The organism is Bradyrhizobium macuxiense (assembly GCF_001542415.1).
Lineage (GTDB): Bacteria > Pseudomonadota > Alphaproteobacteria > Rhizobiales > Xanthobacteraceae > Bradyrhizobium > Bradyrhizobium macuxiense.
In genome coordinates this window covers 1-15,101 of the sequence record NZ_LNCU01000114.1, presented here as the reverse complement: position 1 = coordinate 15,101, position 15,101 = coordinate 1, and the positions used below count along the sequence as shown (strand labels likewise).

The 15,101-nt window shown below is 62.9% G+C and carries 13 protein-coding genes and 2 pseudogenes; 3 read left to right on the top strand and 12 right to left on the bottom strand.

All coding sequences use genetic code 11. The annotated features are described in order from the left end of the window. Window positions 1-191: 191 nt before the first annotated feature. Both AS156_RS34155 and AS156_RS34150 read right to left on the bottom strand, forming a co-directional pair. Window positions 192-602: a DOPA 4,5-dioxygenase family protein gene (locus tag AS156_RS34155; RefSeq protein WP_066513840.1), complete on the bottom strand. Its 411-nt coding sequence runs from the start codon at window positions 600-602 to the stop codon at window positions 192-194. 30 nt (window positions 603-632) lie between these two features. Next, window positions 633-1,256: a class I SAM-dependent methyltransferase gene (locus AS156_RS34150; protein ID WP_066513762.1), complete on the bottom strand. Its 624-nt coding sequence runs from the start codon at window positions 1,254-1,256 to the stop codon at window positions 633-635. 164 nt (window positions 1,257-1,420) lie between these two features. On the opposite strand from AS156_RS34150, the gene AS156_RS34145 reads away from it, so the two are divergent. The 3 genes from AS156_RS34145 (at window position 1,421) to AS156_RS34135 (ending at window position 3,373) form a co-directional block, all read left to right on the top strand. Continuing rightward, a complete protein-coding gene (locus tag AS156_RS34145) occupies window positions 1,421-2,110 on the top strand; it encodes a hypothetical protein (protein WP_066513761.1) in 690 nt (229 codons plus the stop codon). A gap of 159 nt (window positions 2,111-2,269) precedes the next feature. Then, complete coding sequence (locus tag AS156_RS34140) at window positions 2,270-2,542, top strand: glutathione S-transferase C-terminal domain-containing protein (RefSeq protein WP_082747904.1); 273 nt, start codon at window positions 2,270-2,272, stop codon at window positions 2,540-2,542. 18 nt (window positions 2,543-2,560) lie between these two features. Beyond that, window positions 2,561-3,373: an enoyl-CoA hydratase gene (locus tag AS156_RS34135; RefSeq protein WP_066513759.1), complete on the top strand. Its 813-nt coding sequence runs from the start codon at window positions 2,561-2,563 to the stop codon at window positions 3,371-3,373. A gap of 915 nt (window positions 3,374-4,288) precedes the next feature. On the opposite strand, the gene AS156_RS34130 is transcribed toward AS156_RS34135, so the two are convergent. The 10 genes and pseudogenes from AS156_RS34130 to AS156_RS34090 form a co-directional block, all read right to left on the bottom strand. After that, window positions 4,289-5,140, bottom strand: coding sequence for a cation diffusion facilitator family transporter (locus AS156_RS34130; protein WP_082747903.1), 852 nt, complete (start codon window positions 5,138-5,140; stop codon window positions 4,289-4,291). Between the two features lie 49 nt (window positions 5,141-5,189). Next, on the bottom strand, window positions 5,190-5,564 hold the full coding sequence (locus AS156_RS34125) for a hypothetical protein (RefSeq protein WP_066513758.1): 375 nt from the start codon (window positions 5,562-5,564) through the stop codon (window positions 5,190-5,192). Continuing rightward, the gene (locus AS156_RS34120; protein ID WP_066513757.1) at window positions 5,561-8,743 is read right to left on the bottom strand and encodes an efflux RND transporter permease subunit; all 3,183 of its coding nucleotides are present in this window, start codon (window positions 8,741-8,743) and stop codon (window positions 5,561-5,563) included. Before AS156_RS34120 ends, AS156_RS34125 begins: the two co-directional genes overlap by 4 nt. Next, window positions 8,736-9,485: pseudogene (gene ihpB, locus AS156_RS34115) on the bottom strand (divalent metal ion exporter adaptor subunit IhpB); the annotation flags it as partial. The gene AS156_RS34120 and the pseudogene ihpB, both read right to left, overlap by 8 nt. A gap of 1 nt (window position 9,486) precedes the next feature. Continuing rightward, window positions 9,487-9,683: pseudogene (locus AS156_RS45285) on the bottom strand (divalent metal ion exporter adaptor subunit IhpB); the annotation flags it as partial. Continuing rightward, on the bottom strand, window positions 9,680-10,951 hold the full coding sequence (ihpA, locus tag AS156_RS34110) for a divalent metal ion exporter subunit IhpA (protein ID WP_066513756.1): 1,272 nt from the start codon (window positions 10,949-10,951) through the stop codon (window positions 9,680-9,682). The pseudogene AS156_RS45285 and the gene ihpA, both read right to left, overlap by 4 nt. Window positions 10,952-11,006: 55 nt before the next feature. Continuing rightward, window positions 11,007-11,297 (bottom strand): hypothetical protein, encoded by a 291-nt coding sequence (locus tag AS156_RS34105; RefSeq protein WP_066513755.1) that lies wholly within the window; start codon window positions 11,295-11,297, stop codon window positions 11,007-11,009. Between the two features lie 220 nt (window positions 11,298-11,517). Continuing rightward, the gene (locus AS156_RS34100; RefSeq protein ID WP_066513754.1) at window positions 11,518-12,288 is read right to left on the bottom strand and encodes an SDR family NAD(P)-dependent oxidoreductase; all 771 of its coding nucleotides are present in this window, start codon (window positions 12,286-12,288) and stop codon (window positions 11,518-11,520) included. 11 nt (window positions 12,289-12,299) lie between these two features. Beyond that, on the bottom strand, window positions 12,300-13,964 hold the full coding sequence (locus AS156_RS34095; protein ID WP_082747902.1) for a thiamine pyrophosphate-binding protein: 1,665 nt from the start codon (window positions 13,962-13,964) through the stop codon (window positions 12,300-12,302). Between the two features lie 122 nt (window positions 13,965-14,086). Next, window positions 14,087-15,101 (bottom strand): IS630 family transposase (locus AS156_RS34090; protein ID WP_082747544.1); only part of this gene is annotated, 1,015 nt, incomplete at its 5' end.

Genomic DNA, 15,101 nt, shown 5'->3' with positions numbered 1-15,101 from the left:
CCCGCCACAGCAACCGGGTTCGGAATGAAAAGAACATGCGAACGCCCAAAACAATAACTATCGGGCAGAGCGTAGGAATGGCGGCTTAACCTCACGTTGCAAAACGCGATGAGTTTGAAACGACTGCTTGCAACGTAATTCGCTCAAACTTTACATATCCCGGCGCCGGGGCACGAACCTGGCTCGCCCGCTCAGGGACGCAAGTCCGGCATCGTGTTGGGCGCCGGGGCCTGCTCCATCTCGGCCTCTTCCGGCAGCTTGTCGGCATGGACGGCGAGCGGCGTCCCGATCCAGAGCGGATCGTCGCAATGATCGCGCCGCGGATTGGTCGTGTTGGGATGGACCAGGATGCTGAGGCTGCCATGGTTCAGCATCAACCACGGCACGAAGGTCGGAAACAGCTCGGCGGCGAACGCCACCTGATACATCGCTTGGTCATGCGGGCCGACCTTGACGTCATGCCAGCGCCCGAGCGTGACCAGGAAGCGCTCACCGATCCAGTTGCGCAGCCGCTCCGCTTCGCCCCGGCTGGTGGCGGGGTCATAATAGACATGGGCGTGGTAGCTTGCGATCTCGGCGATCGTCCGTGGCGCGTCCGTCATCTTGTCACCCTTCCTTCCGACCAAGGCCACTCACGTCCGCCGCAGCACGCTGAACTGGAACGACTGCGTCGCGCCCCAAGGGGTGACGTGCCGATGCGGCTCTTGCGCGACCAGCTCGAACGCCGGGCCGATTGTCCGGCTGAGCGTCACGGGATCATAGCGCTGCACCGGCAGGCCGCTGCACTTCTCCGGACCGTCGAGCGCAAACGTGCCGATGACGGCGTGGCCGCCGGCCCTGACGCCGCGATGGAGCCTGTCAACGTAAGCCGCGCGGTCCGCCTCCTCGACCAGGAAGTGAAACGCGGCACGATCGTGCCAGATGTCGAAGGCATGCTGTGGCTGCCAGACGGTCGCATCACCGGCGATCCAGCGCACCCCATCGCCCGCCGCCCCGACCCGCTCTTTCGCACTCGCGAGCGCGGCCTCGGAGAGGTCGAGCACGGTCAGGGCATGAAAGCCGTCCTTCAGCAGCGCATCGACCAGGCGCGAGGCGCCGCCGCCGACGTCGATGATCGACGCGTCCCGGCTCGCGGCGACGGATTCGATCAGGCGCAGCGACGGCTGGGGATCGGCTTGCGACCAGCTCACCTGCTGCTCGCCCTTGCTCAGGTAGACGGTCTGCCAATGCGATTGACGGTCTGACGATTGGGTCATGGCGGTGCGCTCCGGCAATCGATGGGCGGGGAGCAACCCGCGTTGCGCTCCGTTAACCCTGACTTAGGTGCGGGCGCTTCCCCCGTCAACCGACCGCAAATGCCGCATTTGATTTGGCTCATTTTCCATCTAGCCTACGGACAGGTTGAGATCGGGGCGCCCGCATGGCCAATTTTGGCTGGACACGCGTCAGCAAGCCTTCGGAGGATGCCGCCTTCGACTTCGGCGGCCTCACCGACCCATCGGCATTTCTTGCGGCGCTCGACAGGGCGGTGCCGCGCTATCTCGACCTCGTCGACAACCGTGCCCTGGTCTATCCGGCCTGCAAGCGCAAGCCGGAGGACGTCCATGGCGACATCAGCGGCATCTGGGAGCACACGCGGCTCGAGGCGCTGCGCTATCTCCCGATGGTGCCGCGGCAGGACACGGCTCTGCTCATCGATCCGGCCCGCCAGGCCGAGATGATCGACGCCTTCCTGCGGCAACGCCCGCACGAGAACACGATAATCGATTTCACGGGAACGGCGATCGAGGATTACGGGATCGCCATCTACGCCGCGCTGAACTGGCTGAACCATTGCGGCGCCATCGCAGACGCCGATCCGCAAAAATTCTCCGGAACATTGCGAAGCTTCCGCAAGGTGACGGTCATCGCCCGGCAGTGGTGGGCGCTCGACGGCGCGGCGGAACGCTGCCGGCAGATGCTGCAGGCCCACGAACGGCCGCCGCTGGTGTTCTTCCTGCTGTGGGCTGAATGCACCAACCTCGCGCGGGAGATTGCGATCGCGGTAGCGCCGGCCGGCGACACAGCGCGCCTGCAGTCTGCGCGGGATCCGGAAGACCTTGCGCCGTAACCTTGTGATCAATGGGCCGCACAAGGTCCCACGCTTGCGGGTGTCAGGTCGTCGTTCTCTGCGGGATGACTCGCCGGCCGTTTTAGATAAACTTCGCCACCACCCGATGAGCGGCGAAGGCCCGCAACGCCAACAAGAACAACAGGGGAAACCGCGCTGATGATGATCCTGCACCATGGCTGGAGATCGAGCGCATCCCGACGCGTGCGGCTGTGCCTCAAGGCGGCGCTGGCCCCCTCCGGCTGGCTGGTCGGCACGGCCTATTCGATCGCGGATATCGCGGCGGCGCCCTTCGTCAAGCGGATCGACGAGGAGATCGCGCCCGACGAGAACACCACGAGCCGGCATCCTCGCGTCAATGAATGGTGGGGCAAGGTGCAGGCGCGACCGGCCTATGCCCGCGCCAATTTCGGCCCGTTCCTCGAATCCTGAACCAGACTGGACCTCTTCATGCTCAACGTTTCCCGGAAATCCCTCGCCGACGGCAGGATCCTGCAAAGCGTGGCCGACGGCGTCGGCGTCATCACCTTCAACAATCCCGACAAGCGCAACGCGATGTCGCTTGAGATGTGGGAAGGTTTTGGCGAGGCACTGACGGCCTTGCGCGACGATCCCGATGTCCGTGTCGTGATCATGGTCGGCGCCGGCGACAAGGCTTTCGTCTCGGGTGCCGATATCAGCCAATTCGAGAAGACAAGGCACAACGCCGAGGCTTCGGAGGAATATTCGCGGCGCAGCGCCGCCCAGCGCGCCTTGCTCGCCGACTATCCGAAGCCGACCATTGCCTGCATCCGCGGCTTCTGCCTCGGCGGCGGCATGCAGGTCGCGATGCTCGCCGACATCCGCATCTCCGGCGCAAGCGGCCAGTTCGGCATTCCCGCCGCCAAGCTCGGCATCGCCTATGGCTATGACGGGCTGCGCCATCTGGTGTCGCTGGTCGGCCCGTCCTGGGCGCGGCTGATCATGTACACGGGCATGCGGATCGATTCCGCCGAAGCGCTGCGGATCGGGCTGGTCGATCGGGTGCTGCCCGATGCCGATCTCTGGGACGCGACGATGGAGATCGCGCGCACCATCTCGGGCAACGCACCGCTCGCGATCAAGGCCGCCAAGATCACCATCGCGCAGGTGCTGAACGACCCCGATCACCGCGACATGGCCGCGATCAAGCAGATCGGCATCGACTGCATGGACAGCGAGGATTTCCGCGAAGGGCGCCGCGCCTTCATGGACAAGCGCAAGCCGCAGTTCAGGGGGCGCTGATCTCACGGGGTCACGCGCGCCGCCAAGCGATGACGGCGATCGCGCAAGCACCACACGTCCTTGGTCGTCCCGACAAGAGCTCTCAAATCCGTCATCCTGAGGATGACGGGAGTGGCTTTTGATTCGATTGTCAAAGAGCTTGCTCGGTGTCGTCACCCGCGCATGGGTGATCCAGTATTCCAGAGACGTCAGTGTAAGAGCCGAGAGGCCGCGGCGTACTGGATCGCCCGGTCCCGTCTACGCCAAGGCTTCTACGCCAAGGCTTCGACGAGGCTTGCGGTCTCTGGCACGCCGAAGCTTTAGCGGAGGCGGCAAGCCGGTCGATGACAGTTATGGATGGGGATGTAGCTTCGCATTCTCGCGACGTGAACCGTCCGAGTCTTGTCTTTCGTTCCGCCCTCTCTCAAACAGAGGGCGCAGGGAAAGCCGGGTGCCGATCGCACCCATGGGTCCCGAGCAATGGTAGAAAGCTCGGGGGTAGGACCACAGGTGTAACCGGAGCAATCCGGCTTTCCCTGCGCGATGGGTTACGGCTTATACGGGCTCTCCCCGGCGAGACTGGGCTCTTTTGTCACCGCCCGTTCAAGACGCAAGCGCGTCTTGAACGAGGACACCTGCCACTAGGGCGTCAGGCCTGCACGACTTCGCCGTCCGCTTCATGCGTGTTCGTCGACCACACAGTCCGCGTCCACCGCATCTCACCGCAACACTCGTGACGATCGCGACGCGCCCCTCAATCGGGTGAGACGGGCAATTCATACACCAACGCGGAATTCTGATAAACAGAAATATTTCTCCTGCGAGGACTTGACGAGTTTTCGCTGAGCTGCCCGTCGGGTTGATTTGTCGCAGGTACGGCACCCGACTTTCCCTTGCCTGCCGGCAACTCGGCTCCGTCAGATCGCGTTACAAGCGTCAGGATGAGCCCAGATCTCGCCGCGCATCACGAACGATGACCCAGGAGGACTGAAGAAACAGGCCAGCGATCACGAAAGCGACGACGAGATCCGGCCATGGCGTCCCTGTCCACCAGACGAGGCCTGCCGCGATCACCACGGCGACGTTGCCGATTGCGTCGTTGCGCGAGAACAGCCAGACGGCGCGAACATTGGCGTCGCCGGTCCGGTGCGGAACGAGCACCGCTGCCGAGGCAAGGTTCACGACCAGCGCGACGAATCCGAAGATACCCATCAAATCAGCCTCGGGCTGGTTCAGCATGATCGTGCGATAGGCCGCGTTCAGCAACACGACCATTCCGAGCGCACCAAGGAACAGGCCCTGCAACAGAGCGGATCGCGCGCGCCAGCGAAGGCTCCAGCCGATCGACAGCAACGCCAGGAAGGTGATCGACCCGTCACCGAGAAAGTCGAGCGCATCCGCCTTGAGCGCCTGGGATCCGGAGATGAATCCCCCGACAATCTCCACAAGGCCATAACCGACGTTGAGGAGTACGACGATCCAAAGAGCGCGCCTGTAAGCCGGCGCGAGATGGGGGTCGAGGTCTGAGCCGGACAGTCCGTCCGCGCGCGCAAGCTGATAGCCGAGCCGTGTGACGGTTTCTTCGATCAGCTCAAGGGACGGGTCTTCTCCATCCACCTCCAGCGTCATCATCTGGCTCGCGATCGAAACCTTTGCGTCGCGGACACCCTGAAGCTTGCGAACGGCGCCCTGGATCTTGGCTGCGCAGGCAGCGCAGTCCATACCCGTGACTCGGTATTGGGCTGTGTTCACTTGCTTCCCCGCGGGTGCGCTATCCAGCTCGATCATGCCTTTCCTTCCTGAAAACCCGCTGGTCTGTGTCTCGACTGACCTTGGCTCACCTGGTCTTGAATTTGACCTGGCCGGATTTTCCCTCAGCCGTCTTGATCGTCAGCGTGATCGTGGAACCGGGTCCAATCGTGTTCTTGGCCTGGCCCTTCAACGAGTTCGGATCCGATGGCGCGAGTGGCAAAGTCTCTCGCCCGTTTGCGCCGACGACCAGTACCGCCGCCGAGTATCCCTTGGTTGGGACCGGGGTCGGTTTATACGCCTCCCAAACGTTTATGGTCACGGTGTTACCGGACGTCAGGAGCTCGGCATCGATGCCCGCGACGTCGAGCATGAGGCCTCCGTTCGGCCCCTTTTCGTAATCCTCCGCCAGGACGGGGGTTGCGAACATCAGACCTGCGACGAACAACAAGATAGATTTCATGACTGCACTCCATCCTTCACATCGTCTCGCCGAAACAGCAGATAAAGCGCCGGCAACACCAACAGCGTCAGGATCGTCGACGAAATCACTCCGCCGATGACGACGGTGGCGAGCGGCCGCTGCACTTCCGCGCCGGCACCGGTGGCAATCGCCATCGGCACGAAGCCGAAGGACGCAACGAGCGCCGTCATGAGCACCGGCCGCAACCGCGTGAGGGCGCCCTGGCGCACGGCATCGATGAGAGGCAAACCCTCGCTGCGCAGCTTTTCGATGAAGGCGATGATAACGAGGCCATTGAGCACCGCCACGCCGGAGAGCGCGATGAAGCCGATGCTTGCGCTGATCGACAGCGGGATTCCTCTCAGGAGGAGCGCAACGACGCCTCCGGTCAAAGCGAGCGGAACTCCGCTGAAAACAAGGAGGGCGTCCGCCGCCGACCCCATACTGAGGAACAACAACAGGAAGATCAGAAGAAGCGCGAGCGGCACCACGACGGTCAGGCGCTGGGTGGCCGAGACCAGTTGTTCGAATTGCCCGCCCCAACCGATCCAGTACCCGGCGGGCAGCTTGACCTTTTGCGCCATCTGGTTCTGAGCCTCGACGACGAAGGATTTCAGATCACGTCCCCGGACGTTCGCGGTAACCACCACGCGTCGCTTTCCATCTTCCCGGCTGATCTGGTTGGGGCCGGTCGCGAGATCGATCTGTGCCAGTTCTGATAACGGCACGTAGCGGATTTGGGCCAAGGGCGAGTTGCCCCACAACGCTTGCGTGGCCCTGGCCTGGATCTCTGTCGGCGGCAACGGAATTGGCAGCGATCTGATCGCCTCCACGTCCGAGCGCAGCTGCTCGGGAAGCCGCACGACGATATCGAAGCGCTGATCGCCTTCGAAGACCCGGCCTGCGCTCTTGCCGGCCACGGCGATCTCCACGAGATTCTGAACGTCGGCGACATTGATCCCGTAGCGCGACAAGGCCTGACGGTCGACCTTGACGGTCAGCACAGGCAGGCCCTGGACCTGCTCCGCCCTGACATCCGACGCACCTGGCACCTTTTGCAAGATTGCCTGCACCTGTGATGCGGCCTGAACCAGAACATCAAGATCATCCCCGAAGATCTTGACGCCGACGTCGCTCCGGACACCGGCGACCATTTCGTTCATGCGCTGCGCGATCGGCTGCGAAATTCCATATACGCTTCCCGGGACCTGTTCCATTGCCTCCTGAATCTCGGAGACAAGCGCCGCTTTCGACTTGTCGGGGTCTGGCCATTGGTCCCGGGGCCTTAACATCACATAGCCATCGGTCGACGACGGCGGCATCGGATCGGTCGCAATTTCCGCCGAGCCGATCCGCGCAAACACATCCTTGACCTCAGGCAGATTGAGCAACCGCTTCTCAAGCATCTCTTGCATCTCGACCGCCTGCGTCAGGCTCGTTCCTGGAATGCGGGTGATCTCCATCGAGACGTCGCCCTCGTCCAGACTTGGAATGAACTCGCCGCCGATGCGGCTTGCGGCAATCCCGCAAACAACGACGAGAAGCACAGCTATTGATACGACGCCGAACCTGTTTCGAAGTGATGCGTCCAGCAATGGCACATAGACCCGCCGCGCACCTCGCATGAACAGATTTTCGCGCTCGGAGACGCGGCCCGTGACAAGGAGGGCGACGGCAGCCGGCACGAAGGTCAGTGACAGGATACTTGCCCCCGTCAGGGCCATCAGCACCGTCAGCGCCATCGGCGTGAACATTCTCCCTTCCACCCCGCTCAGCGTGAGAATGGGGAGGTAAACAGCGGCAATGATGAACGTCCCGAACAGGCTCGGACGGACGACCTCATGCGCCCCGCGGAGAATTGTCGAAAATCGCTCCTGACGGCTGAGCAGGCGTCCCAGCCGGTGCTGCTCGGCGGCCAGGAGCCGTAGACAGTTCTCCACGATGATCACGGCGCCATCGATGATGATACCGAAGTCGATCGCACCCAGGCTCATCAGGTTGGCGCTAATCCGGTTCTCCACCATGCCGGTGATCGTGAACAACATCGAGAGCGGAATGACGCAAGCAGTTGCGACCGCTGCTTTGAAATTCCCGAGGATCAGGAAGAGCACCGCGATCACCAGAACCGCGCCTTCCAAAAGGTTCTTCTGGACCGTCGCAATGGTCGCGTCGATCAGGCGCGTGCGGTCATAGACGGTCCGCGCGGTCACGCCGTCCGGCAGCGATCCGGCGATCTCCTTGAGCTTGGTAGCCACCCCCTGCGCCACCGTCCGGCTGTTTTCGCCAATCAGGAGCATTGCGGTGCCGAGCACCACTTCCTTGCCATTGAGCGTTGCCGCGCCGGTGCGCAGGTCAGTGCCCTCCTTGACGTCAGCGACATCGGACACCCGCACTGGAACGCCGTTGCGGGATCCGATCACGATCTGCTTGATTTCGTCGATCGTCGCAACCTGTCCCGGTGTGCGGACAAGATACTGCTCGCCGTTGTGTTCGATATAGCCGGCACCGACATTCGCATTATTCGCCGCAAGCGCCGTCATCACGTCGTGAAAGGTGAGCTTGTAGGCCATTAGCTGCGCCGGATCCGGAAGCACGTGAAACTGTTTCTCGAACCCGCCGACCGTGTTGACCTCGTTGACGCCCGCGACCGTTCGCAGCCGTGGCCGGATGGACCAGTCCTGGATGGTTCTCAGATCGGTCGGGGTGTACGGCGCGCCGCTGGTCTTGTGAGCGTCCGGCTTGGCCTCGACCGTGTACATGTAGATCTCGCCAAGGCCGGTCGAGACCGGCCCCATTGCGCTCTCGATGCCGGCGGGAAGCTGGTCCTTGACCTGTTGGATGCGCTCATTGACCAACTGCCTGGCGAAATAGATGTCCGTGCCGTCCTTGAAGATGACCGTGATCTGGCTGATACCGTAGCGCGATACTGACCGGGTATTGTCGAGCCGAGGCAGACCGGCCATCGCTGTCTCAATGGGGAACGTCACGCGCTGCTCGACCTCGAGCGGTGAGTAGCCCGGCGCTCTGCTGTTGATCTGGACCTGGACATTGGTGATGTCCGGGACCGCATCGATCGGCAATTGCGAAAAATTCCAGATGCCGAGAAGCGCAATCGCGAGCGATCCTATGATCATCAGCCAGCGCTGACGGATTACAAGGGATAGGAAGCGTTCAATCATTGTCCGCTGACCCTTTGGCCATTTCCGACTTGATGATGAAGCTGTTCCGAGCCGCGTAACGGTCCCCCTCCAGCACACCGAAAGTGATCTCAACGAAGTCCGGATCGCGATCGCCGATCTCGACGTCACGAGTCTGGAACTTGTCACCATCGCGCACGAAGACGACGGGACGGTTCTCGACCATCTGCAATGCCGAGGATTTGACGGCGACCGCCACCTGTCTTGTCGACAGGATCAGTCGGCCGGTGACGAAAAGACCGGGACGAAGTCGCTGGTCCGGATTGGGTACGATTGCGCGCGCAAGCGCGCTCTGGGTCTCGCTGCTTCCGACCGGGGATAGGTATGCGATTTGGGCCTCGATGACCGGACCGCCGTCCGCCGGATCGATAAGCACGCGATCTCCGAGATGCACCCGGTTGATGTCGCGTCGATAAACCGAAAAATCGGCCCACACGGTCGACAGATCGGCAATCACAAACGCCGGCTTCTGCTCTGAGACATACTCGCCGAGGGTGGTTTGGCGATCGATGACGGTTCCCGCGAGCGCTGCCTTGAGCTCGTAAGGAGTCAGGCTCTGATTACTCTCGACGATCGCAAGCACGTCGCCCTTCTGGACGCGATCACCGATGCGCTTGCGGACTTCCTTCACGACTCCCGGAAACCGCGGCGTGACCTGCACGAGCGATTCCTGGTTCGGCTGAACTGCTCCGTTCAGTTGAAAGCTGTCGTGCAGTACGGCGGGNCCTGCCGTGGCAAGCTCAATGCCGGCCGCCGCGACCTTGGCGTCGCTCAGGGTGACGCCTTCGGCAGGTTCTTCTTTTTCGACCTTCTCCGTTACCGCGCTTTGTGTCGCCGCTTGTGTCAACATCCGATAACCGGTGTAGACAAGGCCGGCTGCGACCAGAATGAACGCGAGATACGCGACTATCCGGGAAATCATCTTGAGCTCTCGCGGGCGAGGGAAAACGGATGACCGACGAGCCCTTCGATGGTCGCGACGGCGATGTGGAAGTTTTGCAGCGCCTCCTGCTCGCGCAGCCGCGCCTGTGCCACGGTCGCCTGGGCGTCGAGCACCTCGAGGAGCGTGTAGCGGCCCTGGCCATACCCCTCCGAAATGGCGTCCGCAGCCTGTTGCGCCTTGGGGATTGCAGTCTCCCGCAGTACAGCCAATTCGCGCAGCGAACCCTGCAGCGAATCGTAGGCGCGACCCGCCACCACAATCAGGGTGTTGCGATTTGCCTCTCGCTCCGCCTTCGTCTTCGCCAGACTTTCCTGAGCCGAAAGAATGTTGCCCTGATTCTGGTCGAAGACCGGAATTGGCACCGAGAAGGTCAGTCGAACCGCGTCGTCGTTCGTCGTATTGAAGTGACGCCATCCGGCGGCGATGCTGACGTCAGGATATGGCTTCAGCCGCGCCAGCAGGAGCTCGGCGTTCCGCTGGGCGTAGACCGCAGTCCACCGGACCAGTTGCGGGTTGGCATCGATCGCCGTCACGACCGACTGAAACGAGGGCGGCCGCCCGGCGGCATCAAGACGGCCCGAGACCGACGTGAATTTGGGTGTCGTGTCTCCCATGAGGACCGCCAGTTCGCGCCGCGCGCTCGCAAGCGCGGCTCTGACGCGTTCGCGATCCGCTTTCACAAGGGCTGAAGCGACTTCCGCCCGTCCGGTTTCCGCGGGCGACGATGCGCCGGCCTCGACACGCCGCTGGAGGAGCGGAGTTAGCCGGTCGATGGCGGCGACCTGCTCGTCGAGGATCTGGATCCGCCGCTGCGCACCCAGTACGTTGAGAAATGCGATCGCGGTCTCCGAGAGCACCTCCAACCGGACAGCCGTCCGCTGGATCGTCGCCACTTCGATGCCCGCCCGGCCTGCCGCGATACGTGCCTCGCGCTTCCCGAACCATTCAAAGGCCTGGCTGATCTGGAGCGTGGTCTCTGCCGATTTCGTCCCGCGGTAGGGGCCGGTCCCAAAGGAATTGTCCTGCTCGTACGACACCTCAGGATTCAGCAAGGCTCCGGCCTGAATGCGCTGGCCGGTCGCAATCCCGACGTCGTGGTCGGCGGCGGTCAGACGGGGGCTGGCGACGAGCGCGCGCGCCAGAGCGCCTCTCATCGTGAGGGTTTGCGAATACGACGTACATGCAAGCCACGGGCTGGCTAGAAACGCCGCTGCGCACGCAAGACGCGTGACTGTCTTGACGAACATGAAGAGCTACCTGACGAACCCAATCGATCGAACGCTTGCGCGTCCGAAGACGCGCTCAGGCCAGATATTTGGGCGGCGGCGTGTCGAGCCGGGGATGATCTTCCAGGATGAACATCGGCGTCGTAAAGGCCGGAGCCATTGGCTTCGCCTGCGGCGCCACGATCAGCACCGGCGCCGGCAGCAAGAGAGGCACGCAGGTGTAGCAATGATCGACCACGGTGACGGACTTCTTGGTCCCTTGGTCGGCCTTGTCCTGCGCAACGTCCGCCACGACCTGACCGGCGACTTCCAGTGTCTCTTCGGCACAAGAAATCTCTCCACCAATCCCGACCAGGATATAGGCCATCGCGAGGAACCCGGTCAGGAGCCCCCGCAGAACAGACGTTCTATGCCCATGTTTCCGTCTCATAGGCTCACCGATAGCAAGGATCGGCTGGTAGCACCATCGTAATCATGGCGTTTTGGTCGGTCGAGCCGGCAGGTCCGGTTCACGCCGACGCAAGCGTGAGACCGGGTCGGCCTGCAGCGGACGCTGCTTCATGCGATCCTTGCCGCGCCCTCGCGTGTCAGGCGGCGCTGTAGCCGCCGTCGACCACATGCGATGCGCCGGTCATGAAGGAGGCCTTGTCCGAGCACATCCAGACCACGGCTTCCGCGATTTCCTCGGGCACGCCCAGGCGGCGTACGGGTACCTTGGCGATGATCTCGTCGTAACGTTCGTCCATCGTCTCCTTGGTCATCGGCGTCTTGATGTATCCGGGATTGACGCAATTCACGCGGATGCCGTCCTGGGCATATTCGATCGCCGCGGTCTTGGTCAGCCCGACGACACCGTGCTTGGTCGCGACATAGTGGCCAGAGGTGGCGAGGCCAACAAGCCCGGCGATCGAGGCCGTGTTGACGATCGCACCGCCGCCGCCCTGCTTGAGCATCTGCGCGATCTCGTATTTCAGGCACAGGAACACGCCCATCAGATTCACCGAAAACATCTTCGCCACGGTGGGCTGCGTGAGTTCATGAATGCGCTGGCCGGGCGGGCCGACGGAGCGCCCGGCCACGCCGGCATTATTGAACGCGCAATCGATGCGCCCAAACGCCGAAACCGTACGTGCCACCATGTTCGCGACATCAGCCTTCTCGGTGACATCGCCCTGGATGGCGATCGACTGGCCGCCGGCAGCGTTGATCAGGGCAACCGTCTCGTCAATTCCCTCCTTCGAGAGGTCCGACACCGCCACGCGCGCGCCTTCGCGCGCCATGGCAATCGCCGTTGCCCGGCCGATGCCGGAGCCGCCGCCCGTCACCAATGCGGCCTTACCGTCCAGAATGCCAGCCATGAGAACCTCCTCTAGCGCTTTCCTTCGATTGCGATCTCGACGAGATACGGCCGGTTTGCCGCGACAGCCTTTGCAACTGCACCCGCGATGTCGCCGGCCATCTCGACCCTGACAGCCTCGACGCCCATGCCGGCGGCGAGATGCACGAAGTCGAGCACGGGGCCGGTGATGTCCATATTCTGATAGGGATGCTGGGTGCCGGCTTCGAAATTCTGACGCCAGACATCCACATTGTGCTTGAGGATGCGGTACTCGCGGTTGGCAAGCACCACGAACACGATCGCAAGCTTGTGGTGCGCGGCGGTCCACAGCGCCTGGATCGCGTACATCGCCGAGCCGTCGCCGGAGATGGCGACAACCGGCCGGTCTGGCATTGCGACCTTGACGCCGATCGCGCCGGCAAGGCCCTGGCCGATGCCGCCACCACGGCCGCCGAAATAATCGCCGAAGCCGCGATAGTCGAAAGCGCGCGCGAGATCGAGGCTGGCCGTGATGCTTTCATCGACGATCACGACGTTATCGGGCAGACCGCGACGAAGCTCCGCGGTCACGCGCGGCATCGAATTCGGCTGCCGGTCCCAGCTCTTCTCGACCCGGGCGCGATAGGCTTCCTTCTCCTTCGCCTGCAATTCGGAAAGCCGGGCATTGCGGTTCTGCGCGGCCTGCTTGAAGTCCGCATCCGCCTTTGCGCGCAACGCGTCCGTCAACGCGCCGAGGCTGACGGCGATGTCGCCGACGATGCCGGCATCGAGACGGTTGTTGAGCGCGAGACGCTCGGCCGAGGCTTCGATCTGGAGCAGGGACGCGCCGTCAGGAATATGGCCGCCGGGCGCAAACCAGATGTCCTCGAAGAAGGGACCGCCGATGAGCAGCACGAGATCGGTATCGCCGAGCGCCTTGCGCACCTGCCGGGCGTCGCCAGGGAGCGACTGGCGATAGCTCGGATGGCTGGTCGGGAACGGCACGTGATGCCGCAGTCCTTCGAACCACACGGTGGCGCCGATCGCTTCCGTGAGCGCCACCAGCGCCTGCTCGCCGCCCGATCTCGCCACGTCGTCGCCGGCGATGATGGCCGGATTTTTCGACTTCAAAAGCAGCGCGACGAGCGCCTCGATGCCGGCCGGATCGGGTCGCGTCGATCGCCACAGATGATCCGGCGTCGACGCATCGACCGCGGTTTCCTGTTCCAGGACGTCGATCGGCAGCGACACGAACACCGGCCCCTGCGGCGCATCGGTCGCGACCTTGAACACGCGGCGCATGATCGGCGCGATCTCGTCGGCGCGCTCGATCTGCACGCTCCACTTCGTCACCGGTGCTGCCATCGCGACGAGGTCGTGGCCGAGCAGCGGATTCTTGAACCGCATCCGCGTGTCCTGCTGGCCGGCCGTCACCACCACGGGCGAACTTGCTTTCAGCGCGCCGTAGAGCGAGCCGATGCCGTTGCCGAGGCCGGGAGCGACGTGCAGGTTCGCAACGGTAACGCGCCCCGACGCCTGCGCGTAGAAGCTGGCGGCGCTGACCGCGACGCCTTCATGCAGGGCCATGATGTATTCGAGCTGTGGGAATGCCGGCAGGCTGTCGAGCAGCGGCGTTTCCGTCGTGCCGGGATTGCCGAAGATATGACGCACGCCGTGCGACACGAACGATTCCATCAGCACACGACGCCCGCGCATTCGCTTCCTCTCGCTTGGTTCTGTTTTGTGCATCATCGGCCGGAGACCAGCCGATGGCAACCGCGCGAGACGGTTCGCATCCGCGCGGCCGGCTGCGTCTTCCGCATGGCTAGTACCCGGAATCAGAGTTGATTGATACGGCGGCCCTTGAAACGGCGTTGACGGATCTTTTTCTTGGTCCAGACGAAGGGCTCGGCTTTGTCGTTGTAGGCGTTGACGTAGGCATCGATGTGTTCCTGAAGCTGCTTGAGGCTTGTGAAGGAGGTGCCGCTGAGCGACTGCCCCTGCAGGATTGAGAACCATACCTCGATCTGGTTGAGCCAGGACGCACTCGTCGGTGTGAAATGGAATTGCACATTGGGATGGGCCTTGAGCCAGCTCTCATTCTTCTTGTGGGTGTTGAGGTTGTCGAGGATGACGTGAAGCTTTCGGCCCGGAAAGGCCGCGGTGAGGCTGTTCATGAAATCGAGAAACTCGACACGGCGACGGCGTTTTGAATGCGTAGCGATGATCTTTCCGGTGGCGACTTCGAGCGCTGCAAACAATGTCGTGGTGCCATGCCGCTTGTAATCGTGGCTCTGGCCGGTCAAGGCGCGGCCATTGGGCAACTTCAGATAGCCCTGCGCTCGCTCCAAAGCCTGGATCGAGGGCTTCTCGTCCACGCAGAGCACAATAGCCTTCGCCGGCGGGGCGACGTAAAGGCCAACGACATCGGCGGCTTTGGCCGTAAAGTTCGGGTCGTTGCTCTCACACCAGGACTTGCGAGCCGCGAGGTCAATCTTGTGGCTGCGCAGGAACCGCCAGACATATTGGACGTCAACATCGCCTAGCGCCTCGGCCAGCAGAGGGCCGGTCCAGCGCGCAAACCCTTGCGGGGGCGGCTTATCCAGCAGCTTCAGAATCCGCTTGTCGGTCGTCTTCGTATAGATCGGCTGCTTGCCGGGCCGCGGCTTGTCTTGCAGCCCTTCAAGGCCTTGGTCGGCATAGCGATGCCGCCAAACGCTGACAATCCGCGGCTGGACCCCAACTTCCTTGGCGATCGACCGGGTGCTGCGCCCGTCCGCCGCTAACAGGACTATCCGCGCCCGCTTCAAATCGCGCTGCAATGTCATCGGTGAGCGACAACACGCCTCAAGC